The sequence below is a fragment of the Sanguibacter sp. TS_SC_8 genome (assembly GCF_055361235.1).
The window spans coordinates 1115502-1139322 of record NZ_CM143955.1 but is presented as its reverse complement, the minus strand read 5'-3'; the positions used below and the strand labels follow the sequence as shown (position 1 = coordinate 1139322).

At 73.4% G+C, this 23821-nt stretch carries 18 protein-coding genes; 8 read left to right on the top strand and 10 right to left on the bottom strand.

What is annotated here, in order from left to right; translation table 11 throughout:
* Positions 1-23: 23 nt before the first annotated feature.
* Positions 24-638 (top strand): PPA1309 family protein, encoded by a 615-nt coding sequence (locus ACWA15_RS05020; RefSeq protein ID WP_464058344.1) that lies wholly within the window; start codon positions 24-26, stop codon positions 636-638.
* Between the two features lie 8 nt (positions 639-646).
* Here ACWA15_RS05020 and ACWA15_RS05015 read toward each other — a convergent pair whose 3' ends face one another.
* Positions 647-1825 (bottom strand): YlbL family protein, encoded by a 1179-nt coding sequence (locus tag ACWA15_RS05015; protein WP_464058343.1) that lies wholly within the window; start codon positions 1823-1825, stop codon positions 647-649.
* A gap of 44 nt (positions 1826-1869) precedes the next feature.
* On the bottom strand, positions 1870-2895 hold the full coding sequence (locus ACWA15_RS05010) for an NAD-dependent epimerase/dehydratase family protein (RefSeq protein WP_464058342.1): 1026 nt from the start codon (positions 2893-2895) through the stop codon (positions 1870-1872).
* 145 nt (positions 2896-3040) lie between these two features.
* Here ACWA15_RS05010 and ACWA15_RS05005 point away from each other — a divergent pair, with 145 nt between their 5' ends.
* Positions 3041-4519 carry a zinc-dependent metalloprotease gene (locus ACWA15_RS05005; RefSeq protein ID WP_464058341.1) on the top strand — a complete coding sequence of 493 codons (1479 nt, stop codon included), beginning with the start codon at positions 3041-3043 and terminating at the stop codon, positions 4517-4519.
* A 15-nt stretch (positions 4520-4534) separates the two neighbouring features.
* Here the strand turns inward: ACWA15_RS05005 and ACWA15_RS05000 are convergent, their stop codons facing one another.
* Complete coding sequence (locus ACWA15_RS05000; protein ID WP_464058340.1) at positions 4535-4945, bottom strand: M48 metallopeptidase family protein; 411 nt, start codon at positions 4943-4945, stop codon at positions 4535-4537.
* 267 nt (positions 4946-5212) lie between these two features.
* On the opposite strand from ACWA15_RS05000, the gene ACWA15_RS04995 reads away from it, so the two are divergent.
* A complete protein-coding gene (locus ACWA15_RS04995) occupies positions 5213-6244 on the top strand; it encodes a TOMM precursor leader peptide-binding protein (protein ID WP_464058339.1) in 1032 nt (343 codons plus the stop codon).
* Here the strand turns inward: ACWA15_RS04995 and ACWA15_RS04990 are convergent.
* Positions 6241-6582 carry a WhiB family transcriptional regulator gene (locus tag ACWA15_RS04990; RefSeq protein ID WP_464058338.1) on the bottom strand — a complete coding sequence of 114 codons (342 nt, stop codon included), beginning with the start codon at positions 6580-6582 and terminating at the stop codon, positions 6241-6243. The two genes, ACWA15_RS04995 and ACWA15_RS04990, sit on opposite strands and share 4 nt — an antisense overlap.
* Before the next feature lie 382 nt (positions 6583-6964).
* Complete coding sequence (locus ACWA15_RS04985; RefSeq protein WP_464058337.1) at positions 6965-9037, bottom strand: ATP-dependent helicase; 2073 nt, start codon at positions 9035-9037, stop codon at positions 6965-6967.
* Between the two features lie 147 nt (positions 9038-9184).
* Between ACWA15_RS04985 and ACWA15_RS04980 the strand changes: the two genes are divergently transcribed.
* The gene (locus ACWA15_RS04980) at positions 9185-9463 is read left to right on the top strand and encodes a mycoredoxin (protein ID WP_464058336.1); all 279 of its coding nucleotides are present in this window, start codon (positions 9185-9187) and stop codon (positions 9461-9463) included.
* Positions 9464-9699: 236 nt separating this feature from the next.
* Here the strand turns inward: ACWA15_RS04980 and nudC are convergent, their stop codons facing one another.
* Positions 9700-10695, bottom strand: coding sequence for an NAD(+) diphosphatase (nudC, locus tag ACWA15_RS04975; RefSeq protein WP_464058335.1), 996 nt, complete (start codon positions 10693-10695; stop codon positions 9700-9702).
* A gap of 138 nt (positions 10696-10833) precedes the next feature.
* Between nudC and ACWA15_RS04970 the strand changes: the two genes are divergently transcribed.
* Positions 10834-12099, top strand: a complete 1266-nt coding sequence (locus tag ACWA15_RS04970) for a phosphotransferase (RefSeq protein ID WP_464058334.1) — start codon at positions 10834-10836, stop codon at positions 12097-12099.
* Here ACWA15_RS04970 and ACWA15_RS04965 read toward each other — a convergent pair.
* From ACWA15_RS04965 to ACWA15_RS04955, 3 genes are all read right to left on the bottom strand, one after another.
* Positions 12096-15494, bottom strand: coding sequence for a UvrD-helicase domain-containing protein (locus ACWA15_RS04965; protein ID WP_464058333.1), 3399 nt, complete (start codon positions 15492-15494; stop codon positions 12096-12098). The two genes, ACWA15_RS04970 and ACWA15_RS04965, sit on opposite strands and share 4 nt — an antisense overlap.
* The gene (locus ACWA15_RS04960) at positions 15491-18766 is read right to left on the bottom strand and encodes an ATP-dependent helicase (protein WP_464058332.1); all 3276 of its coding nucleotides are present in this window, start codon (positions 18764-18766) and stop codon (positions 15491-15493) included. Before ACWA15_RS04960 ends, ACWA15_RS04965 begins: the two co-directional genes overlap by 4 nt.
* A 168-nt stretch (positions 18767-18934) precedes the next feature.
* On the bottom strand, positions 18935-19987 hold the full coding sequence (locus ACWA15_RS04955) for a DUF3152 domain-containing protein (protein WP_464058331.1): 1053 nt from the start codon (positions 19985-19987) through the stop codon (positions 18935-18937).
* A 106-nt stretch (positions 19988-20093) separates the two neighbouring features.
* On the opposite strand from ACWA15_RS04955, the gene ACWA15_RS04950 reads away from it, so the two are divergent.
* Positions 20094-20759, top strand: a complete 666-nt coding sequence (locus ACWA15_RS04950) for a TetR/AcrR family transcriptional regulator (RefSeq protein WP_464058330.1) — start codon at positions 20094-20096, stop codon at positions 20757-20759.
* Positions 20760-20813: 54 nt separating this feature from the next.
* A complete protein-coding gene (locus ACWA15_RS04945) occupies positions 20814-21038 on the top strand; it encodes a DUF3107 domain-containing protein (protein ID WP_464058329.1) in 225 nt (74 codons plus the stop codon).
* A 25-nt stretch (positions 21039-21063) separates the two neighbouring features.
* Here the strand turns inward: ACWA15_RS04945 and ACWA15_RS04940 are convergent, their stop codons facing one another.
* Entirely contained in the window at positions 21064-21714 is a 651-nt protein-coding gene (locus tag ACWA15_RS04940) for a ferritin-like fold-containing protein (protein WP_464058328.1), read from the bottom strand.
* A gap of 349 nt (positions 21715-22063) precedes the next feature.
* Between ACWA15_RS04940 and ACWA15_RS04935 the strand changes: the two genes are divergently transcribed.
* Positions 22064-23797, top strand: a complete 1734-nt coding sequence (locus tag ACWA15_RS04935; protein WP_464058327.1) for a DEAD/DEAH box helicase — start codon at positions 22064-22066, stop codon at positions 23795-23797.
* The last annotated feature ends 24 nt before the right edge of the window (positions 23798-23821 follow it).

The window sequence follows — 23821 nt, the reverse complement described above, 5'->3', positions numbered from 1 at the left end:
GGTCATCTGACATCCTGGTGACCATGACCGTGCCCCTTGAGCCCACTGTGCCCGCCGAGCCCGCCGAGCCCGCTGAACTCCCCGTGACTCCCACCTCTCCGCTCTCCCCCACCCAGCGCGCCCTCGCCGACGCGGTCGTCGATGTCGAGCAGCACGTCGCGTCGACCGGGTGGGACGCACCCACCCGGGTGTTCGCGCTCGTCTCGACCCAGGCGGCTCTGGCCGCCGAACCCGACCTCGCCGGCGTCCTGCCGCCCGCGACCGTCGAGGCGGCCCTCGCCGACCCCACGCACCTGACGTCGGTCGAGCAGGACGACCTCCCCGACTCGGGGTCCCTGGAGGACCTGCTCGCCTCGATCATCTGGCCCGAGACCGTCTCCGGTGCCGCGGTCGTCGTCGAGCGCATCATCCTGCCGCCCTCGGCCGAGGCCGACATCCCCGACGACCCGACCGCCGCGCTCGCCTTCCTCGCCGAGCACCCCGACCGTCAGGACGTCCGGATGGCGGTCGGCGTGCTGCGCGACGGCGGGTCCTGGTGCGCGCTGCGCACCCGGGCGAACGACTCCGACGCCGACGTCGCGACCGGGATGAGCCTCGTGCCGGGCCTCATCGAGGCGTTGCGCTCGACGTTCGTCTGAGCCGACCCCTAGGACGTGCAGGTGGGGAGCGAGTCGCCGTCGCCCGCGCCGATCGCGGTCATCGCGTCCCGCGCCTCGGCGAGGGTCGCGACCTTGACCACCTGCAGCCCGTCAGGCACGTACCCGACCACCTCGTCGCAGTTGGTGGCCGGCGCGAGGAACCACGTCGCGCCGTCCCGCAGGGCGCCGTTGAGCTTCTGGCGGATGCCGCCGATCGCGCCCACCGTCCCGGTCGTGTCCATGGTCCCGGTCCCGGCGATGACCTGGCCGTTCACCTCGTCCTCGGGGGTGATCAGGTCGATGATGCCGAGCGCGAACATCGTCCCGGCGCTCGGCCCGCCGATGTCGTCGATCTGGATCGCCACGTCCACCGGGAAGTCGAAGGCTGACCTGACCTGCACGCCCAGCCGCGACCCCGTGCCGCCCTCGGCCGGCGCGGTCGTGGCGAAGGACGCCTCGACCGGGGCGCCGTCGCGGATGAGCCCGAGCGTGACCGCCGTGCCGGGGTCGATCGTGGTCAGGGCCTCGATGAGCTCCTCCGCGCCGGCGACGGGCGTGCCGTCGAGGGAGACGATGGTGTCCCCGGCCTCGAGGTTGCCGGGGGCCTGGGTCCCCTCGACGGTGGAGGCCACCTGGAGGGTCACCGGGATCTCGTAGCCGAGCTCGGTCAGGGCCGCGTAGGTCGCGTTCTCCTGCGAGCTGGTCATCTCCGCCGCGCTCTCCGCGTCGCGCTCCTCGCGGGTGACGTCGGTGGGGAACACCTCCTCCACGGGGTACACCGCACGCGTGCCGTCGACCCAGCCCTGCACCACCTGAGCGAAGTTGACCGGGTAGCCCGGTCCCCCGCCCACCCCGACGGTGGTGAGCAGCAGCTCACCCGTCGACGGGAAGGTCTCGGTCCCGGTGATCTGGATGAGGTCCTTGCCGTCGGCCTGCCCGAGGGTGTCCAGGGTCGGTCCGGGCGACTTCACGACGTAGGGCGCGGGAAGGACCGCGAGCCCGGAGAGCAGCAGGACCGTCGCCATGAACGCCACACCCAGGGTGATCGACCGCGGCCCGGGGCGGTCGTTGCCGACCACCATGTAGGGGTCGCTCAAGGGCGAGACCCGCTCTGCGCCGGCGTAGCCCTGCGCGGTCGGGCGGTTGTCAGCGATCGGGCTGTGGTCAGCGTTCGGCTCTGTCGACACCGGACCATCATCCCCGAGAAGTCTGGAAGCACGCTGAGCGCCGCTCAGCGCAGCCCGCGGGCCTGTCTCCAGATCGCCGCGGTGCCCAGCAGCGCGACGGCGGCGCCCGCCGCACCCAGCGCGGCCGCGTCCCGCCCGCCCATCCGCCGACCGGCGACGCCGACCCGTCCCCGCACCTGTGCCAGCAGCGCCTGCAGGCACGCCTCGCTCGACCACGACGGCGACCAGCCGGCGTCGCGCAGGGTGGTTGCGGTGACCGTCCACGGGTAGACCGCGAAGCTCATGTCGGAGGCCGGCACGGGGAGCACGCCGACCCGGTGCAGGCGCTCCGCCGTGCCGAAGGCGGAGGCGGCCGGCAGGTCGATCCCACGCATGCCGGAGAGGGCGGTGACCGTCTCCGGGGCGAGGACGTCGGGCTGCCCCTCCCGCAGCGCACCCAGGGTGAGCTGCCCGGTGAGGCCGTGGGCGGCGACGACGCCCACGGCGTCCGCGACGTCCTCGACGTGCACGAACTGCCATCCCCGTCGCGCCCCGCGGATGGTCAGCACACGCGGCGCCTCGAAGTGGCGGGTCATCAGCGTGTCGACGTCGGGCCCGACGATCACGGCCGGTCGCAGCACGGTGACCGTGAGACCGGTCAGGTTCGCCGCGACGCGCTCGAGGGCCGCCTCGAAGGCGAGCAGGTCTCCGGCGGAGCCGTCGTCGACCACGGACAGGCGCGCCTCCCCGTCCTCGATCGCCGGGCGGTCCGGCTCGGCACCGTTGACCATCGCCGAGCTGATCGCGACCACGTGCTCGACGCCGGCCGCCGCGGCGTCGGCCAGGTCCGTCTCGACCGCGGCGACCAGCTCGCCGCGACGCTCGGCGGCCCGGCGCGCGGTCACCCGGGCGAAGTCCCCGGTGTGCCCGACCACGACGACCACGCGTGCGCCGGCGAAGCGGGCCGGGCCCGGTCCGCTCGAGGCCCCCGTGGCGCGCAGCCGGTTGCGGATCCCGCGGGCGATCGGGGAGTCCCCCACGACGACGACCTCGGTGTCGGTGCGCCCTGAGCGAACCGGTCGTGCGGGCATGGCGCTCCTGCCTCCCTGAAGACGGTTTAGTGGTTACCGTAAAGAGCATCGGGGTCGGCGACCGCGTCATCGAGGCGACCCGCCGTCGATCGGGCGCGAACAGCCGCCGATCAGGAATCGACCAGCCATCGCACTTGGAGACTCTATGAGCAGCGACCCGTCCGACCACTCTGGCGCGCCGGGCGATCCCGACCCCACCCAGTGGGAGGAGCTCCTGCGCTCGCTCTTCGGGGCCGACTCCGAGGATGCCCTGCGCGAGCTCCGCGCCCGTGGCTTCGACCCCGCGACCCTCGCGGCCGGCTCGGAGTTCCAGAACGACCCGCAGATGCTCCAGCAGATCCTCGACCAGGTCAAGCGCCTGCTCTCGTCCTCCGGGACGGGTCCGGTCAACGCCGACGTCGCGCACGACGTCGCGCGGCAGGCCGCCGCCGTCGGCGGGGACCCCTCGCTCACCTCCCGCGAGGTGCGGGTGGCCACCGAGGCGCTCTCCGTGGCCGAGCTGTGGCTCGACGCGGCCACCGACATCCCCCCGGGCGGCGGCAAGGCTCACGCCTGGACACGCTCGGAATGGGTCGAACGGACCCTCCCCGCCTGGAACACGCTCGCGCGGCCGGTCGCCTCCTCCGTCGCCGACGCGCTCACCGCGATCCTGCGGGACCAGCTCCCCGGTGACCTGTCGGCTCTGGGTGACCCGGCGGCCGGCGCGCTGCCCGCCGGGCTCTTCGGCGGCGACGGCGCGATCGACCCCACCCAGATCATGCGCCAGATCGGTGCGGCCGTCTTCGGCATGCAGATCGGCACCGCAGCCGGCACCCTATCCCGGGAGGTCTTCGGAGCGACCGACATCGGTGTGCCGCTGCTGGGCGAGCCGGCCACGGTCCTCGTGCCGGCGAACATCGCAGCCTTCGCCGAGGGGCTCGACGCCCCCGACGAGGAGGTCCGGCTGTTCCTGGCGCTGCGCGAGGTCGCCCACGCCCGCCTGTTCACCCACGTCGCGTGGCTGCGTGGGCACCTGCTGGGTCTCGTCGAGGCCTACGCCATGGGCATCACGATCGACATGGACGCCCTGGAGTCCTCCATGCGAGAGATCGACCCCACCGACACCGAGGCGCTGCGCGGCGCGCTGTCCGGCGGCGTGTTCGCCCTGCAGTCGACCCCCGAGCAGGAGGCGACGCTGCTCCGCCTGGAGACGGTCCTTGCCCTGGTCGAAGGCTGGGTGGACGAGGTCACCGCCCGCGCCTCGCTCCCCCACCTCCCGCACGCCCTCGCGCTGCGCGAGATGATCCGGCGTCGCCGCGCGGCTGGTGGACCGGCCGAGCAGACCTTCGCCTCGCTCGTCGGGCTCGAGCTGCGACCCCGCCGATCCCGCGACGCGGCCGCGCTGTGGGCCTCGATCGAGTCCCAGGGTGGTCCCGAGGCCCGGGACGCCGTCTGGGACCACCCGGACCTGCTCCCTGGCACGCTCGACCTCGACGACCCGGCCGGGTACTTCGCCCGCCGCGACGCGGTGACCGCGGAGCAGTCCGACGTCGACCTCGCCCTCGCCGAGATCTTCAGCGAGGCGGAGGGTGAGAACCCGACCGAGTCCGGCAGCGACAGCGCACCGGACGCACCCGCGAGCTGACCCGCCCAGCAGGAGTCAGGCGAGGGTGATGGTCGCGTCGCCCTCGCCGGGCTCGTCCTCGGGTCCCACGTCCCGCGCGAAGGCGTGGCCCTCGAGGAACCCCCGGGCGCGCTCGGTGCGCGGGTAGGAGTCCAGCAGCGCCCAGAAGTCCGGACCGTGACCGCTGTGCAGGGTGTGCGCCAGCTCGTGCAGGAGCACGTAGTCGAGCACCCACTCGGGCATCCCCCGCACCCGCGTCGAGATCCGGATGGACCGTTCGGGCAGGCTGCACGATCCCCAGCGCCGGCCCTGGCGGCTCGACCAGCGCACGGAGGACGGCCGCGCACGGCCACCGAGGTACTTCTCGGAGAGCTCACGCGCGCGTGCCTCGAGCCCCTCGTCCGAGGGGCGACGGCGCTGCTCCTTGTCGGCCAGTCGGTCCAGCATCCGCTGCACCCACTCACGTTCTTGGGCGCGCGAGAATCTCGCGGGTATGGACACGATCGTCCGATCCCCGTCACGGTACGCGCTGACCGTGCTTGTGCGGCGACGGCTCCGTCGTACCTCGACCTGGGCGTTCAGGACACCGTCAGCAGACTCGGGCACCTGCTGACCGTAGCGGGTCTTCTGCCCGAAGTGGGAGCTACGCGCCGAAGGCAGACCCAGGTTGTGCACAACCTCGCTGGTCGCCGCCACGCGTGCCACGATCGCAGGATGAAGCTCCGTCCCGGCCTCCGGGTTCTCGACCGTGACCCTGGCACGCTCCAGTTCGGCGTCGACCGCCGGTGGGCATCGGTCCTGTCGGGCCTCGCTCCGGCCGAGATGACCCTGCTGCGCACCCTCGCCGGACCGGCCCCGTCCGCCGGGGAGGACCTGCTGCGTCGCTGTGGCGGGCTCGGGGTGCCCGCTGACCGGATGACCGCGCTGCTCGCCCAGCTCGGCCAGGACGGTCATCTCGTCGCGGGGACGCCCGGCGTGCCGGTCGGGTCCGGAGCCGGGGACGACGCGCGGGGCGCCGCGTGGGCCACCTCGGACGGTGACGGCGCCCGCGTGGTGAGGGCCCGCAGGGCGGCGACGGTCGCCGTGGTCGGGCTGGGCCGGCTCGGGATGGTCCTGGCTGACACCCTCGCCTCGGCCGGGGTGGGCGGGCTTGCCGTCGAGGACCCACGCCGGGTCCGCGCGGGCGACGTCGGCGTCGGTGGTCTGCGGGAGGGGCACGTGGGGATGCGCCTGCCCGAGGCGGCGGCCCAGGTGCTCGGTGCGCGCTACCCGACGCTGCGCCTGACCGCGGGGGGACGCACCGTGCCCGACGTCGTCGTCGTGGTCTTCGAGGAGGTGGCGGACTCGCTGCGGACCGTGCGGCTCATGGCGGAGGGGGTGGCGCACCTGGTGGTCACGGTGCGCGAGGGGGACGTGGTGGTCGGGCCCTTCGTCCGTCCCGGGCGGACACCGTGCCTCACCTGTCTGGACGCCCGGCGCACCGATCTCGACCCGGCGTGGCCACGGATGCGCGACCAGCTCAAGGACGCCGCCGCGCTGCTCCCACCCGCCCAGGAGTCCTCGACCGTCACGGCCGCCGGAGCCCTCGGGGCCGCGCAGGTGCTCGCCCACCTGGACGGGCACCGTCCCGCGACGGCCGGGGCGTGCATCGAGGTGTCAGCCCCCGACGCCGTGCCCCGGCTGCGCGAGTGGTCGATGCACCCCGAGTGCGGGTGCATCGAGGTGGCAGGGGGCGGGCACGGCTAGGCCGCCTCGTCCTTGCGCGGGCGTCCGCGCCCCCGCTTCCGGGCGACGACCACCCCGTCGACGAACACCTCCCCGCCCCAGACCCCCCAGGGCTCGGCGCGGTCGATCGCCCCAGACAGGCAGGCCGCCACGAGCGGGCACTGGTGGCACATGGCCTTGGCCTGCTCCACCTGGTCAGCCTGCTCGGCGAACCAGAGCTCGGGGTCGCTGGACCGGCAGGGCAGCAGCCCAGCGACCAGCTGGGCGAAGTCGCGCCCTTCCTGGCGGGTCAGGGTGGGTGCGGTCGTGACAGCAGGGGCGGTGGTGCGTGACATCGTGTCGAGCAGCGTGGGCCGCACGGTGTTCTCCTCAAATCCCAGTTTCGTGTGTGTCGTCGAAAAGGAACTCGCGGGGCTTCACTGTCGACCGCCGTCGAGCATCGATGCCCGACGGTGGAGAAACACGAAGGCCGCGGATCCCTGAGGACTCCGCGGCCTGGTCAAGCTCACCTGGTTCAGATGAGATGTGCCCTGGGGACGGAGACGTGGGGTGCGCGAGATCCGGTGGCGCGGAACCGGTGTGTAAACCCGGTTGCGGCGTCATGCCCGGTGACCGGAACGGTCATCATGGTGATCTTCATCTGTGCACCCACCTCCTTCTCGTCTCGGGCTCAGGCCTCTCGGCCGTCGCCTTCCTACAGGGACTCAAGAACCATAGGTCGCCGCGTCCGAGCGGTGCAACCTATTTAGCCGGCGAGTTTTCCACGAAGGTCCGGACGACCTCCAGGACCGAGGCGCCGTACGTCTCGATCTTGCTCGGACCGACTCCGCCGATGCGCACGAGCTCGGCCACCGACGTCGGCCGGGTCTCGGCGATCGCCTCGAGGATCGTGTTGGAGAACACGACGAAGGCGGGCCGGTCGATCTCCTTCGCGCGGGCCAGCCGCCACTCGCGCAGCGCCTCGAAGAGCGCCTCGTCGTAGTCCCCGGAGATCTTCACCGCACTGCGCCCGACGACGTCGCGCGCGTCGCGCGCGGGCCGGCGCACCCCCGCGCCGGGGCCCTCCCCCGGCCACAGCCCGTCCAGGAACCGGGTGCGGCGCCGGTTGGCCCGGCCCCCCGGGTTGCGGGACTTCGCGAAGGACAGGTCGAGGTGGATCCGGGCGCGGGTGATCCCGACGTAGAGCAGGCGCCGTTCCTCCGCGACGGCCTCGTCGGTCTCGGCGAGCGAGATGGGCATGAGCCCCTCGCTCATCCCGGCCAGGAACACTGCGTCCCACTCCAGGCCCTTCGCCGCGTGCAGGGAGGCGAGCGTCACGCCCTCCACGGTCGGTGCGTGCTGGGCCGCGGCACGTTCGGTGAGGTCCACCAGCAGGTCCGCCAGGGTGGCCTGCTGCTTGGCCGCCAGATCGTCCGCGAGCGCGACGAGGGCCTGCATGGACTCCCACCGCTCGCGGGCGGCGCCTCGGCCGGCGGGCGGGGCGACGGACCACCCGGCCGAGGTGAGGACGTCACGGACGGTCGTGGGCATCGGGATGTCGGGCTCGGCCGAGCGCGCCGCTCCGCGCAGCAGCACGATCGCGTCGCGGACCTCACGGCGGGCGAAGAAGCGTTCCCCACCCCGCACGAGGTACCCGATCCCGGCGTCGGCCAGGGCGGCCTCGAAGCCTTCGGACTGGGCGTTGGTGCGGTAGAGGACCGCGATCTCGCTCGCCAGGGTGCCGGCCGCGATGAGCCGGCCCACCCGGACGGCGACGCCGGTGGCCTCAGACTCGTCGTCGTCGTACGTGGTGAACTGCACGGGCGGGCCGGCCGGGCGCTGGGCCACGAGCTCGAGGGCCGGGTGGCTGCCGGAGCGGCGCACGCCGCGCACCGCGAGGAGGTTGTTGGCCAGCTCGACGACCTGCGGGGTCGAGCGGTAGTCCCGGATGAGCTTGACGACGTGGGCGGTGGGGTGGGCCTTCTTGAAGGTGAGCAGGTGGTGCGGGGTCGCGCCGGTGAAGGAGTAGATCGTCTGGCTCGGGTCGCCGACGACGCACAGCTCCTCCCGGCCGCCGAGCCACTGGTCGAGGACGAACTGCTGGAGCGGGGAGACGTCCTGGTACTCGTCGACCACGAAGTGGCGGTACTGGCGACGGACCGTCTCGGCGATGTTCACCTGCGAGGCGAGCATGTCGCCGAGCATGAGGAGCACGTCCTCGAAGTCGATCACCGACCGCTCCGTCTTGACCTCCTCGTAGGTGGTCAGCAGCCGGGCGACCGTGCGGTGGTCGAACCCGCCGGGGGCCGGACGGGCGATCGCGGTGCATGCGCGCTCGTAGTCCTCGGCGGTGATCAAGGACACCTTGGCCCACTCGACCTCGGAGGACAGGTCACGCACCGCGACCCGGTCCACGCTCAGGCCGAGCCGGCGGGCCGCCTCGCCGACCGCCGGCGCCTTGTGCTCGAGGATCCGCGGCGGCGGCCCGCCGACGACCTGCGGCCAGAAGAAGCTCAGCTGACGCAGCGCGGCCGCGTGGAAGGTGCGCGCCTGGACACCTGAGACGCCGAGGTCGCGCAACCGGGTGCGCATCTCTCCGGCCGCCCGTGCGGTGAAGGTCACCGCGAGCACGGTCGTGGGGGTGTACATGCCCGTGCGCACGCCGTAGGCGATGCGGTGGGTGATGGCCCGGGTTTTGCCCGTCCCGGCTCCCGCGAGCACGCACACCGGTCCGGTCAGCGCCTCGGCGACCTCACGCTGGTCGGGGTCGAGCGCGTCGAGGATCGCCTCGGCGGAGCGAGGGACGTGGGGCAGCGAACGCGGGTTGTCTGACATCACCGTCCATTCTCCCAGGCTCCACCGACACGACGACGCGTGGGGTGGGCCGGGCGAACAGCCCCGCGACCTGGGCGTCGGGGAATACTCCGTGGACGCCCTACGGTTGAGCACGTCGTACCCCCACAACGAGAGGACTCACGCGCCATGACCGAGACCACCATCACCTCCCCGACCATCCCCGAGGCCGGATCGGTCGTGATGTACTCCACGTCGTGGTGCGGCTACTGCCGCCGGCTCAAGACCCAGCTCGACTCGGCAGGGATCGGCTACACGGAGATCAACATCGAAGAGGTCCCCGGGACCGCGGACTACGTCCAGGCGGTCAACGGCGGCAACCAGACCGTGCCGACCCTCGTCTTCCCCGACGGCAGCTCAGCGACGAACCCGTCCCTGGCCGACGTCAAGACCCGCCTGGCCCTCTGACAGCGCCCTCTCCCCCTGCTCGCCCGCTCCCCCTGCTCGCCCGCTCCACGCAGGCGCACCCCACGCCCCCCGCCGACCTCGTGAATCCTTCGCCGAACTCGTGAGACACGGCCGTTCGATCGCGGCCACGGCCTGTGGCTCACGAGTTCGGCGAGCCGTTCACGAGGTCGGCGGACCGTTCACGAGGTCGGCGAGCCGTTCGCAAGGTCGGCGCGGGGCGCGGGCAGGGGCGGGGATCACGCACCGGGGAGGGCCGCGCCGTACCAGTCCTCGATCAGGGCTCGGGCGATGGACGCGCGGCTGGGCAGGACGACGGATCCGTCGTCGATCGCCCCGGCCAGGGCCGGGCGGGTGAACCATCGGGCGTCGACGACCTCCTCGCCGTCGACCGTGATGTCGGTCGAGGTCGCGCGGGCGACGAAGCCGAGCATGAGGGACGCCGGGAAGGGCCACGGCTGGCTGCCGCGGTACGCCACCGCGCCCACGCTCACCCCGACCTCTTCCAGGACCTCCCGGCGCACGGCCGCCTCGAGCGGCTCCCCCGGCTCCACGTAGCCGGCGAGGGTGGAGAACTTGCCCGGCGCCCACTGGGCGGCGCGGCCCAGCAGCAGGCGGTCGTCGTCGTCGACCACGGCCATGATGACGGCTGCGTCGGTGCGCGGGTAGTGCTCGCTGGCGTCGTTGGTGCACCGGCGCACCCACCCGCCCTGGACCGGTTCGGTCGGTTCGCCGCAGCGGGGGCACCGGGGGTGGCTCGCGTGCCAGGCCGTGAGTGCGACCGCCGCCGTCGCCAGGCCGGCGTCGCGTGCGGAGAGCGCCGGTCCGAGGTCGCGCAGCGACAGCCAGGTGTGGGCGGCGACAAGATCACCGGCAGGGCTCACCGGGGCGATGCCTTCGAGGCCGAGCGCGGGGGTCCCGGCGTCGTCGGGCAGGATGAGCGCGACGAAGGCGCCTGCGTCGTCCTCACCGAGGTACAGCCAGGTGCCGGCGTGCGGGTCGCCCGCGCTGTGCGGGGGCGCGAGCGTGGGGTCGATCGCTGTGCCCCCCTCGAAGGTCAGCTCGGCACCGGAGGCGTCGCCGGTCGCCGAGAGCCGTCCGCGGTGCACCAGCAGCACCCGCGTGCTCTCCTCGGTCAGCACCTGCGCGACGACGTCCGGCTCGGTGCGCCGGTGCGCCCCGCGTCCCGTCGTGGCTCGTGACAGCGGCAACGTATCCCAGTCGACATATCCCATGGCTCCACCGTATGTCTCCCGGGCCTGCGCACCGACCACCGGTGAGAGCCCCGGCGACGGGTCCGGTGAGATGTGCAGCGCACGGCTCGGCGGGGAGCCTTCGAGCCAATGGCGGCTGAGCCGTCTACCGTTTGTGGTGTGTCCCGCTCACCGCTCGCCCTCGCCGCCCTCTCGACCCTCGCCGTGCCCGGTCTTGACGTCCACCACGTCCAGGAGACCACCGCACCCGACGGCTTCGACGCCGCGATCGCGATCGACGCCGAGAAGCGTCGGTGGGTCGTCCGGGCACCGAGAACCATGGCTGCCGGCGCGGCGCTGGAGGCCGAGGCCGCGTTCCTGTCCGGCCTGGAGGACTACGTCGACTCCGGGCGGCTGCCCTTCGAGGTCCCACGGGCGGCCGGCTTCGCGGTGCTGTCCGAGGGGGGCCGGGCGGTCGTCTATCCCGAGCTGCCCGGTCACCCGCTCCGGGTTGAGCGGATCGTGCCGGGTCCGGGGATCAGCGCGAGCCTGGGCCGCGCGATCGCCGCGCTGCACGAGCTGCCCGTCCACCTCGTCGAGAGCTCCGGTCTTCCCGTGTACTCGGCTGAGGAGTACCGCCAGCGACGCCTGTCCGAGGTCGACGAGGCCGCCCAGACCGGCCAGGTCCCCTCGAGCCTCCTGCGCCGCTGGGAGCGCTCGCTCGAGGACGTGTCGATGTGGCGTTTCCGTCCGACCGTCACCCACACGGCGCTCTCGGCCGAGACGCTGCTGGTCCGCGCCGGGCAGATCAGCGCGATCACCGACTTCTTCGAGGTGCAGGTCGGGGACCCGGCGGACGACCTGTCCTGGCTGCTGGTCACCGCACCGCAGGAGGCGGTCGAGTCGATCCTGGAGGCTTACCAGCTGCGCCGCACCGAGCTCATCGACCCGCACCTGGTGGACCGGGCACTGCTGGCCAGCGAGCTCGCGCTGGCCCGGTGGCTGCTGCACGGGGTGCGCAACGACCGGGGCGACGTGGTCAAGGACGCGGTCGGCATGCTGCGCGACCTGGACCGAGCCGCGACCGAGGTCGGCGCGTTCAGCGTCGCCGCCACCGACCAGGGCGCGCCGCCGGCGACCACCCCGCGGACGGTCCGCGGGACCGCGAAGCCGGTCGCACAGCCGGACGCGAAGCTGACCACCAAGCCCACCGCCAAGCCCACCGCCGAGCCCACCGCTGCCCCTGGTGGCCAGCCAGCCGCGGAACCGGCAGCGGAGTCAGGCGGGGTCGAGCGCATCCCGGACTACGCCAAGGTCCTGCCACGTCCCTTGCAGGACGTCGACACGACCGCCTATGCAACGGTCACGTCCCCCGACGACGCAGCGGAGGAGCCGCCCGTTCCCCCTGCTCCCGGTGACGACGGGCCGCCGCAGCCGCGCCCCTAGCTGCTCACGACAACCACGCCCGCACCCACGACGAGTCGTTCCAGGTCAGCCAGCCCGGCCAGGTTGGCCGGGCGGACCGTGCGGTCGTCGCCGACGTAGTAGAAGGCGGCCGAGACCTCCTCGAGGGGCACCTTGGCCCACTGCGACCAAGCGATCCGGTAGACGGCCAGCTGCACCTCACGGGCTCGCATCGCCTCCGGGTCGCTCGGTGACCGGCCCGTCTTCCAGTCGACGACGACCACCCCGGGGCCGGCCGCGGCAGGCCGGTCCGGGTCGGGGAACACCGCGTCGATCCGGGTCCTCGTGGTCACCCCGGCGACGACCGTGTCGATCGCCACCTCGACGGCGATCGGCTGCAGCGCGGCCCACGGTGAGCGTTCGAAGGTGCGCTGCAGGTCGTCGAGGGTCTGGTCGGCGTCCATCCGCTCGTCGTCGGCGCCGGGCATGTCGTCCAGGTCGAAGAGCGACGTCGAGCCGTAGAAGCGCTCGACCCACAGGTGGAACGCCGTCCCGCGGCGCGAGTGCACCGACGGCTCGCGCGGGATCGGACGACGCAACGACAGGGCGTAGGCGTCGCGGTCGAGGGCGATCTCCACCAGTCCCGACGCGGAGATGTGCGCGGGAAACTCCATGGACGTCGCCGCCCTGCCGCGCGAGGCCCGTTCGGTGAGCAGGATGTCGCTGAGCTCGGACAGGTCGGTACCGTCCCGCCCGAGCACACCAGCGCCACCGGCCGGCTCCCCGAGATCGGCGGGCGAGTCGGCGGGCGGGTCGGCGAGTGCACCAGCCACCAGCTCGCTGGACCTGCGCAGCACGTCCAGCAGCGCGCCGCGATCACCGTGCTCACGGTGATCGCCGTCGGGCCCCTCGGGCGCGCCGTCCCCGGCCGGCGACGGCACGCCGGGCCAGACCGCCTGGCGGGTGAGGTCGTCACGCGGGTTGGTCGCATCGGTGTCCGGGGCGTCGGCGACGGTGAACTCCGCGAGCACACCGGCGTCGTGCAGCTCGGTGAGGAACAGCGACGGTGAGGTCGGCTTCTGCGCGGTGCGCCACCACGCACCGGTCAGCAGCAGGTCCGAGCGGGCCCGGGTGAACGCGACGTAGGCGAGACGGCGTTCCTCGAACACCTCGTGCTCCCCGCAGCTCGCCCGGAAGTCGGCGAGGCGGGTGGCGAGCTCGGCCGAGTTCTCCGCTCCGGTCACGTCGAGCTCGGGCAGGTCCACGGCGTCTCCCCGCAACGGGAACGGCAACGCTCCGAGCCCGGTCAGCCAGCCCGAGGACACCGGCCCCTTGGCCCCGTTCGCCTTCGTCGACGGGAACCCCCCGTCCACCAGTCCGGGCACCGCCACGACGTCCCACTCGAGGCCCTTGGAGGCGTGGACGGTGATGAGCTGCACGGCGCCCGGGTCGGGGGCGTTCGCCGGACGGTCCAGTCCGCGCTCGCGCTTCTCGGCCATGGTCAGCCAGGCGAGAAACGCACCGAGGGTGGCCATGTCGGAGGTGTTCGCGAAGTGCACCGCCACGTCCCGGAAGGCGTCCAGGTGCGCACGGCCGCGGGGGTCGGAGACGGGGCGGGCGGTTGTAGGTTCCCACCCGGCGGCGGCGACGAGGGCCACCTCGATGTCGAGCCCGAGTGCCCGCTCGGCCCGGTCGACCAGCTCGGGGATGGACAGGTAGGTCAGCGACCGCAGCTCCCGGAGCAGGGTGGCGAGCTCCCGGAGCCGGGTGCCCCCCGCGGGGGTGAAGGTCCGGCCGTCCGGCGCGTGCCAGTCGGGGCCGGGCAGGTCGTCGATCGCGTCGACGATCGAGCGTTCGTCGGAGGAGTCGCCCTCCACGGCACCGTGGGGACCGTGGGCCGAGCGCCGGCGGGCGAGCTCCTTGGCGCGGCTGCCCAGGGCGTGCAGGTCCGCGGCCCCCAGGTTGAGCCGCGGGCCGGTGAGCAGCCGCATGAGCGAGTCGCCCCGGGACGGGTCGTGGACCACCTCGAGGAGGGCCACGAGGTCGACCACCTCGGGGGTGGTGAGCAGCCCGCCCAGGCCCACCACCTCGACCGGCAGCCCGCGCATCCGCAGCGCGGCCTCGATCACCGGGAACTGGCTGCGCGCACGGCAGAGCACGGCCGCCGTCGCTGTCCCCGGCTTCCACCGCTTGACGATGAACTCCGCGATCGCGGCGCCCTCCTCCTCCACGGTGGGGCTGTAGACCGCGTGCACCGAGCCGAGCCCGGCCGCGGGTCGTGCCTCCAGGGACGGCAGGGAGTTCCCCGGGTCGGCCGCGTACAACGGGCCCGACGTCGTGTTGGCCGCCTCCAGGACGGCGAGGTCGTTGCGCCAGGAGGTGCTCAGCCGGTGCACCCGGGCCGGGGCCCCGCCCGCGTCGCGGAACTGGTCGGGGAACCGCGCCGGTCCCGAGGCGCTCGCACCGCGCCAGCCGTAGATCGACTGGTTGGGGTCACCCACCGCGGTGACCGGGTGCCCGGACCCGAAGAGGGAGCTGAGCAGGCGGATCTGCGCGTAGGAGGTGTCCTGGTACTCGTCCAGGAGCACCACCTTGAACCGCTCGCGCTCCCCGGCGGCCACGGCGTCGACCTCCTCGGCGAGCCGGGCCGCGAGCGCCACCTGGTCCCCGAAGTCGACCGCGTCCATGGCACGTTTACGGTCCTGGAAGGTCTGCACGACGTCGAGCAGGCGGCGACGCTCGGCGAGGGACTGGGCGAGCTTGACCACGTCGGCGTGCAGACCGGTGCGCCGGGGACCGAAGGGTGTCGCCTCGATGCCGGCCAGCAGCGTGTCGATCCCGGACACGGCCTCCTCGACGGAGAGCAGGTGCTCGCTCAGTGCGTTGGACAGGTCCAGCACGGCCGCCACGACGGTCGAGACCGCGGCGTCGGTCGCCAGGTCCGCGTGCCAGCTCTCGACGACGTCGCTGGCCACCTGCCAGCTCGAGGCCTCCGACAGCAGCCGCGCGCCCGGCTCCCGCCCGATCCGCAGCCCGTGGTCGCTCACCAGGGACGCCGCGTAGGAGTTGTACGTCGAGATGGTCGGCCGGTCGAGGGCGTCCAGGGCGCTCACGGCGCTGCTTCCGGCCGCCGACCGCGCCCGGCGCAGCTGCCGCAGGCGTTTGCTCACGCGTTCGGCGAGCTCGCCCGCGGCCTTGCGGGTGAACGTCAGGCCGAGCACCTCGTGCGGCTCGACGAGCTTGTTGGCGATCAGGTAGACCACCCGCGCGGACATCGTCTCGGTCTTGCCCGACCCTGCCCCGGCCACCACGAGCATCGGGGTCAGCGGCGCCTCGATGACGGCGGTCTGCTCCGGGGTCGGTGAGTGCTGGCCGAGCAGCTCGGCGATCTGGGCGGCGCTCATGAGGCGCGCGTCAGCAGTCGGCTGGTCGGTCATGATCGGTCCTCTCGCGGCGCGGGCAGGTCGGGTTGGATTGGCGGCGCGGGCAGGGCGGGCGCCCCGGGCACCCCGGGCACCCCGAGGTCGACCACCTGGCGACCCTCGGACTGCAACGGGCACGAGCGCCGCACCCCACACATCGAGCACAGCGAGTTCTCGGTCGCGGTGAACGCCGCCCCCGCCATGGTCTCGGCGGCGTCCTCGACGAGGGTGCGCGCCCAGTTCTCCGGATCGGGTCCGAGCGCGTCCTGGCCGCGGCGGGTGCCCTTCGCGCCGTCGCTGAGGAACACCAGCTGGGCACCCACGCTGCGGGTCCCGGGGGGCAGGGAGGGGAACGCCCCGGCCTCCACCGCGAGCTGGTACGCCCCGAGCTGGGCGTTGGTGCGTCCCTCGGGAACGGTGGGGATGCCCTTCCCGGTCTTGAGGTCGGTCACCCGCACCCCGCCGTCGCCCGAGAGCTCGAGCCGGTCGACCGCACCGCGCAGCACCGCCCGGCCCACCGTCACCTCGAAGGCCTCCTCGACGACGACGTCGCCGGCGATCTCCTTGTAGTACTCCGAGAGCCGGGCGATCATCGCGTCCGCGCGCCGCCGGGTCTGCGTCGTCGGCCAGCCGGGCGCCTGGCCGAGCTCGTGCCAGCGGCGGTCGAGCTCGGCCGCGAGCGCGGCGTGCCCGGCGGTGGGGAGCTCGCGCGCGATGTCGTGGATGAGGGTTCCCACAGACTGCGACAGGGCGCTCGCGCCCGTCCCGCCAGCGCTCTCCAGCGCCCAGCGCAGCGCGCACCGGTGCACCTGCTCCACCTTGGAGGGGGAGACCATCACCGTCTCGTCGGGGGCCCACAACCCCTCTTCCGAGGAGACCTGCGCAGATCCGTACCAGGTGCGCGGGTCTGCCTCGCCGACCCCGGCCCGGGCCAGCCGGGCGAGCAGCGCGGCGATCGCGCCAGCGCGATTCCCCGACGCTCCGTCACCGGCACCGTCCTCACCGCCGTGCCCGACGGCGTCGGCCAGCTCCGCGCGCAGGGTCGCGACCACGCCGCGCAGGTCGAGCGGGGCGGCGAAGACGTCCGGCGCGCTCGTGGCGGCCGCGTCGTCGTCCGGCCCGGTCAGCAGCTCGACGAAGACCGACGGTTCGTGGTCGGTGTCGCTCGCGGCTGTGACGACGAGGCGGCGGGTGGCGCGGGAGACCGCGACGGCGAAGGCGCGGAGCTCGTCGGCCAGGACCGACCGCCGCGCCTCTCGGCCCACGCCCGCGGCATCCTCGGACCGACCGGAGAGGACGTCCACGAGCGCCTGCGAGCCGAGCAGGGAGTCGCGCAGGCGCAGGTCGGGCCAGCTGCCGTCCTGCAGCCCGGCCACGATCACGACGTCCCACTCCCCCCCGGCGGCCCCGGCCGGGGTGAGCAGGGAGACCGTCTCGGTGGCTCCGGCGCGCGCGGCGAGGTTGTCCGCGGGCAGGTCCTGGGACTGCAGGAAGTCGGCGAAGGCGAGCGCGGTGGCCTGGGGGACGCGGTCGACGAACTGCTCGGCCGAGCGGAACAGCCCCATCACGGCGTCCAGGTCACGATCGGCCCGCGCGGAGCCCGGACCGCCGTTGACGGCGATCGACCGCCACGTCTCGGCGACGTCGGCGGCCGCCCACAGCGCCCACAGCACCGTCTGGGCGGTGGCCCCGGGCGCGTCGATCGCGGCCCGCCCGGCCGCGAGCACCCGGGTGATCCGGCGGGGTGCACGGGCGATGTCGGAGGGCAGCAGCTCCACCTGGGCGGGATGGGCGATCATCTCGACGAGGAGCGCGTCGGAGGACCGGCCCCCGCCCGCGCTCAGCTCCTCGGTGCGCAGCGCACGGCGCAGCCGTCGCAGCCCGACGGCGTCGATCCCGCCCAGCGGCGAGGTGAGCAGGTCGACGACCACCTCGACCGGGAGGTCCCCGGAGGCCGCCGCCCGCAGCGCGCCGAGCAGCGGCCGGACGGCGGGCTCGTCCCGCAGCGGGATGTCCGCCCCGAGCACGGTCACCGGGACGCTCGCGCTGGTCAGTGCGCGGCGCAGGCGCAACAGCTCCGACCCGGACCGCGCGATGACCACCATGCGTGACCACGGGGTGCCCCGAAGCAGGTTCTCCGACCGCAGCGTCTTGGCGATGTGGGCCTCTTCGAGGGCCGGGCTGGGCAGGATCGCGGTCTCGACAGAGCCATCAGTGCCGTCCGTGCCAGTGCCGTCGGCGACGCCCGGGCGCGCCACAGCCCGGCGGTGCTCGACGGCGCCCACCGACCCGATCTCCTGGGTCACGGCCTGCGTCGCGGCCCGGAGGACCGGCCCGTGCCGCCACGCCGTCTCCAGCACCAGGGTCCTCGCCCCGAACTCGCCCTCGTCACCGGTGCCACCGACCACCCCGGGGCCCGGCGGGTGCCCGGCCGCGGCTCGTCCGATGAGCGCGGGAGTCGCGCCACGGAAGGCCTGTGCGGAGGCGTCAGGATCCCCGATCAGCACCAGCCGTGCCCCGGCAGCTGCCAGGCCGCGGCAGAGCCGCGCGGTGGCGGCAGTGGCCTCCTGGTAGTCGTCGACCACGACCAAGCGCCAGGCGGGACGCTCCGGCCCGGACCAGTGCTCGAAGACGTATGCGGCCTCGTCGACCACGACCGCAGGGTCGAAGCGCGCACCCGAGTCCGGGGTGAGCTGACGCAGCGCCATGACCGAGAGGTACTCGTCGTAGAGGCTGCCCGCGGCCTCCCACTCCGGACGCCTGTACCGGCGCCCCAGAGCGCCGAGGTCGTCGGGGGTCAACCCACGTTCGGCGGAGCGCATGAGCAGGTCGCGCAGCTCCTCCCGGAAGCCGCGCAGCGCGAGGGTCTCGGCCGGGATCGTCGCCGGCCACGGGACGCTGGCCCCCTCCCCGCGGGCGTGTCCGGCGAGCAGCTCGGCGAGGGCGAGGTCCTGCTCGGGGCCGGTGATGAGGACGGGGGCCGGTTCGCCGGCGGCCTGGGCGTGCTTGGCCAGGATCGCGAAGGCGGCGGATGCGGCGGTGCGTACGACCGCCCCGCGCACGGTCATCCCGAGCCGGGCGGCGAGGGCGTCACGGAGCAGACCGGCACCGCGACGGGTGGCGCTGAGCACGAGGATCTCGTCGGGGTCGAGGCCGTCCCGCTCGACCGCGGCGGCTGCGATCTCCAGGGCGAGCGTCGTCTTGCCCGTCCCCGGCGCGCCGAGGATGAGCGACGTCGGCGCGGCGAGAGCCCCGTCGAGCGCGCGGACCTGCGCAGCGTCCAGCACGACGCGCTGCGCCCGGGCGTCCCGGGGCGCATCGAGTCCCTCAGGCGCCTCAGGCGCAGGGCGGCGGTCGCTGCGGGGGCCTGTTCGGGGCGGGAGAAGATGCACAGGGGAATCCCACCACACGCCACTGACATCCCGGTCATCGCCCGGGCTGAGGCAGCTCCCAGGTCAGGGGAAAGGCCACCCGTTGGGGAGGCAGGCGATCGAGGGTCCGCTCTGCTGGACCATGACGTCGGCCAGCGCGGTGGATGAGGAGCACCGGCTGTGCCGGTGGCCGAGCACATGGCCGACCTCGTGGTTGACGAGGTAGTGGCGGTAGGAGGCCATGTCGTCCCCGAACGTCCCGGAGCCCTTCACCCAGCGCATGTGGTTGAGCACCGCCCGCCCTTCGATACCGCAGGACCACAGGCCCACGGTGTCGAGGGGGGCGCAGAGCCGGTCCACGCTGGTCGGGCTGGCCAGGGTGACGGTCACGGTCGCCTCGCCCGCGGTCCGTGAGAAGGACTGGGATCCGTCCCCGCCCCAGCTGCGCGGGTCGTTGAGCGTGGACAGGACCTGGTCGGCGAACATCGCGGGGTCGACGTCGAGCCCTCGCTCGACCTCGATCCTCACGGACTTCACCTCGCCGGCGCCAGGAGCGGGCACCTCCCCGGGCACGACGTCGAACACCCCGCTCGCGGCGTCGGGCACGGTCGTGGAGAGCAGACCGGCCGCGAAGCCGGCCGCGTCGACGCCCTCGGGCAGCGGCAGCGGCTCGGGCACGATCGCCTCAGGCTCGAGCGGCGGCGCCCCGTCGGGCGGGGCGAGCGGCCCCGGGGCCGCGGCTGCGTCGTCCGAGGGCGCCGTGGAGTCGGTCAGCAGCGAGTCGGAGTCGGTCAGCGCCGTCCGTGCGAGGCCGCGGCTCGCGACCTCGAGCAGCGTCTGGCGCTGGTCAGGGCTCACGGACACGCCCGAGGCCAGGTCGGACTCGATGACGAGCGGCGGGCTGGGTGTCACCGTGGAGACGGCGGCTCCCGAGCCGACGCCGGCGACCAGCCCGACGACGGCCAGCACGGTCGCCGGGAGGACCCGCATCCGCGACCTGGTGCGCCCGACCGTGCGCGCCGACGAGCCGCGGTGACGGGTCTCTGCTCCCTCGCGGCGGTCCCGGCGGGTCGCCACGGGCGCCTCGAAGGCACCCGCAGGTGCGCCGTCGGCTGCGCCGGTATCGGGAGTGGTCACCAGGCCATCGTGCCAGAAGATCTGAGCCCTCCCCTAGGCTGATGCTGTGACCAGCCGTCCCGCGTCCGATCCGGTGCCCGAATCACACAGACGCAACCGACCTCGCATGCCGAAGATCGAGCGGCAGGCGCAGCTTCTCGCGATCGCGCAGGGGCTCTTCGCGGCCCACGGCTTTCACCACATCTCCATGGACGACATCGCCGAGCAGGCCGACGTCTCCAAGCCGATCCTCTACCGCCACTTCCCCTCGAAGCTCGACCTCTATCTCGCGGTCATCGACGAGCGCGGCCAGGCCCTCGTCGACGCCGTCTCGCGGGCTCTGGAGCCCGTCGAAGGGTGGGGCGGTGACGGCGGCGAGCCCCCCGACGGCTACGACGTCGTGCACGCGGTGGTGCGCGCCTACGTCGAGTTCGCGGAGGGGTCCGGGGTGGCCGCGTCGCTCCTCTTCGAGTCGGACGTGACCCGCGACCCGGCCGTGCGGGAGCGGGTGGAGGGACCCAACCGGCGCAACGCCGAGCGCTTCGCCCAGGTGCTCGTGTCCATCACGGACCTCACACCCGTCCAGGCCCTCACCGTGGCGCGCACGTCCACCGCGATGGCCCGGGTGGCCGCCTCCGACGCGCTGCACCCGGACCCGTCGGCGGAGGCCGCCGACGCCACCGCGGGATCGAGCGCACAGGAGACCGCAGATCTCATCGCCCAGTTCGCTTGGCGCGGAATCCATGGGATGTTGCGGCGCGAAGAGCCACCTCCGCCGGTTGCAGCGCTCTAGGATCAGAGCGAGCCCGGCTGAACTTCAGCCCTCGACCATGGAAAGTGAGACCTCGTGGACATCACGATCGGCGTTCAGAACCTGGCACGCGAAATCACCCTCGAGACGGATGCGACGGCCGACGAGATCACCCAGCTCGTGACGGCCGCCCTCAGCGGCGGTCCCGTCCTCGAGCTCGTGGACACCAAGGGGCGGCGGGTGCTGGTCCCCTCGGCGACCATCGGCTACGTCGAGATCGGCACCGAAGAGCAGCGCAAGGTCGGCTTCGGCTCCATCTGAGCCTGCTCCGGCTGGGTCTCGCGGCTCAGGCCGCGAGACCCAGCCGGCCCATCCGCCGGGTGTGCTCGGCGGTGAGCTGGGAGAACACCCAGCTCTGGTCGACGTCGGCCGCTCCGGCGCGCTCCCGCGCACCGTCGAGCAGCAGCCGGCCGAGCGCGTCGTGGTGGGTGGTGAGGTTCTGCATGAGGCCGAGCGCCTCCCCCACCAGACGCCGGCCCCACAGCGCGAGCCGCGAGGCGAGGACCTCGTCGCAGCCCGCAGCGTCGGCGAGCAGCCGGACAGACATCTCGGCATTGCGGTTGTCGTCGAGGACGTCGATGACCAGCGTGCGGGTCTGGGCGTCGAGGCCGTCGACCGCGATCCGGCAGAAGTCGTCCGCCACGCCGTTGCCGACGTATCCCTTGAGCAGGTTCTCCCACCACGTGCCGGGCACGGTGCGAGCGTCGTAGTCGTCGAAGGTCCCGTCGAAGGCGAGCAGGTGGGCGTCCGGATCGCCGCCGAGCTCCTCGACCCGGGCGAGGATCCGCTCCATCCGGCTCACCGCGTCCCCGGCCAGCCGCACCAGGCGGAGCTGGTGCTCAGGGGTCGGGGCGGTGGTGGCTGCCCCGGCGAGACGGGTGAAGGTCGTGAGCTCGGTGTAGGCGATGAAACCGAGGAGCTCGAGGGTGTCACTCATCCCCCCAGGATAGGACGCCGCGCCTGCCCGGCCGTTCCCCGACGCGGCGCCGGCGTCGCCCGGCAGTGCCCGACCGTGCCCGGCGCCGTCATCCGGAGGTTCTCCGCGGGCGATCCGCGGGGATGGACGACTCGTCCGATAGACTGCGGGTGTACATCGGTTGCCCGGTCGTCTCGACCCCAGTCGCGCAGGACCGCTCGAGCGAGCGCGTCGTGCCTGACACCGCAAAATTGCGATCGGCTGCCGGCCACAGGCGAGCATGCCCGTACTGACACCGGAGCACCCTGGAATCCTCAGGGTGCGGCCCCTGCAGCGTCGCGCGCCGCCGCCCAGACCTTCATGAGGCAACGTGACCAGCACTTCAAGCAGCGTCCAAGCTGCTGACGTAACATTCGACGACTTCGGCGTCCGTCCTGAGATCGTTCAGGCCCTGGCGGACGCAGGCATCACCACCCCCTTCCCGATCCAGGCGATGACGCTGCCGGTCGCGATGGCGGGGCACGACATCATCGGCCAGGCCAAGACCGGGACGGGCAAGACGCTCGGCTTCGGCGTGCCGCTGCTGCACCGGGTCGTCGGACCTGGCGAGCCAGGCTTCGACGAGCTGCCCGACGCGGGCAAGCCGCAGGCCCTCGTCATCGTCCCCACCCGCGAGCTCGCCGTGCAGGTCGCCAACGACCTGACCGCCGCGTCCGCGAAGCGCCCTGTGCGCATCGTCCAGCTCTACGGCGGCCGCGCGTACGAGCCCCAGGTCAGCGCGCTGACCAAGGGCGTCGAGGTCGTCGTGGGCACCCCCGGGCGGATGATCGACCTGCTCAACCAGGGACACCTCAACCTGTCGCGGGCCCAGTGCGTCGTCCTCGACGAGGCTGACGAGATGCTCGACCTGGGCTTCCTGCCCGACGTCGAGAAGCTCCTCTCGCGCACCCCCGCCTCACGCCAGACCATGCTCTTCTCCGCGACCATGCCCGGCGCCGTCGTCTCGATGGCCCGCCGGTACATGACGCAGCCGACCCACATCCGGGCCAACGACCCCGACGACATCGGCCAGACGGTCAAGAACATCAAGCAGGTCGTCATCCGCGCGCACGCCCTCGACAAGGTCGAGGTGCTCGCCCGGATCCTGCAGGCGAACGGCCGCGGTCTCTCCATCGTGTTCGCGCGCACCAAGCGCACGGCGGCCAAGGTGGCCGACGACCTCACCGAGCGCGGCTTCGCGGCCGGCGCCATCCACGGCGACCTCGGCCAGGGCGCCCGCGAGCAGGCGCTGCGCGCCTTCCGCAACGGCAAGGTCGACGTGCTCGTGGCGACGGACGTCGCGGCCCGCGGCATCGACGTCGACGACGTGACGCACGTGATCAACTACCAGTGCCCCGAGGACGAGAAGACGTACCTGCACCGCACCGGCCGGACCGGGCGCGCAGGGCACAAGGGCACCGCGGTGACCTTCGTCGACTGGGACGACATGCCTCGCTGGGGTCTGATCAACAAGGCCCTGGGCCTGGACATCCCCGAGCCGGTCGAGACGTACTCCACGTCCCCGCACCTGTACGCCGACCTCGAGATCCCCGAGGGCACGAAGGGCCGTCTGCCCCGGTCCGCCCAGGTCCGGGCCGGCCTCGGTGCCGAGACCCTCGAAGACCTCGGCGAGACCGGCAAGCGCGGCGGCGCACCCAAGCGCGACGGTGGTCGTGATGGGGGCCGTGACAGCGGCCGTGGCGGCTCCCGCGAGAAGGGCCCCCGCGAGGCCGGCTCACGCGACGGTGGTTCCCGTGACGGCAGTTCACGCGACGGCGCCCGCCCCGCGCGGGAGTCAGCACCGGCCGGCGACGAGCGGCGCTCCCGCACCCGCCAGCGTCCGGCCACCGACACGACCGGCGAGTCGGCCGCTCCCACCGAGTCGGTCTCGGCCCCCGCCGCACCGACCACCGCTGCACCGACCACCGGCCCGTCGTCGAACACGACGGCCGTGAAGTCGGAGAACGACGGGGCCGAGCGCCCTCGTCGTCAGCGGAGCCGTCGCCGCTCCCGCGGCGCGGGCGAGGGTGCACCCGCAGGCGGGGACGCACCGGTCACCGCGTGATCTAGTACACCGACGAAGGGGCGT

Coding starts and splice junctions, on each gene's coding strand:
- ACWA15_RS05020 (WP_464058344.1), top strand. CDS start 24: ATGACCGTGCCCCTTGAGCCCACTGTGCCCGCCGAGCCCGCCGAGCCC.
- ACWA15_RS05010 (WP_464058342.1), bottom strand. CDS start 2,895: ATGCCCGCACGACCGGTTCGCTCAGGGCGCACCGACACCGAGGTCGTC.
- ACWA15_RS05005 (WP_464058341.1), top strand. CDS start 3,041: ATGAGCAGCGACCCGTCCGACCACTCTGGCGCGCCGGGCGATCCCGAC.
- ACWA15_RS05000 (WP_464058340.1), bottom strand. CDS start 4,945: ATGCTGGACCGACTGGCCGACAAGGAGCAGCGCCGTCGCCCCTCGGAC.
- ACWA15_RS04995 (WP_464058339.1), top strand. CDS start 5,213: ATGAAGCTCCGTCCCGGCCTCCGGGTTCTCGACCGTGACCCTGGCACG.
- ACWA15_RS04985 (WP_464058337.1), bottom strand. CDS start 9,037: ATGTCAGACAACCCGCGTTCGCTGCCCCACGTCCCTCGCTCCGCCGAG.
- ACWA15_RS04980 (WP_464058336.1), top strand. CDS start 9,185: ATGACCGAGACCACCATCACCTCCCCGACCATCCCCGAGGCCGGATCG.
- nudC (WP_464058335.1), bottom strand. CDS start 10,695: ATGGGATATGTCGACTGGGATACGTTGCCGCTGTCACGAGCCACGACG.
- ACWA15_RS04965 (WP_464058333.1), bottom strand. CDS start 15,494: ATGACCGACCAGCCGACTGCTGACGCGCGCCTCATGAGCGCCGCCCAG.
- ACWA15_RS04950 (WP_464058330.1), top strand. CDS start 20,094: ATGCCGAAGATCGAGCGGCAGGCGCAGCTTCTCGCGATCGCGCAGGGG.
- ACWA15_RS04940 (WP_464058328.1), bottom strand. CDS start 21,714: ATGAGTGACACCCTCGAGCTCCTCGGTTTCATCGCCTACACCGAGCTC.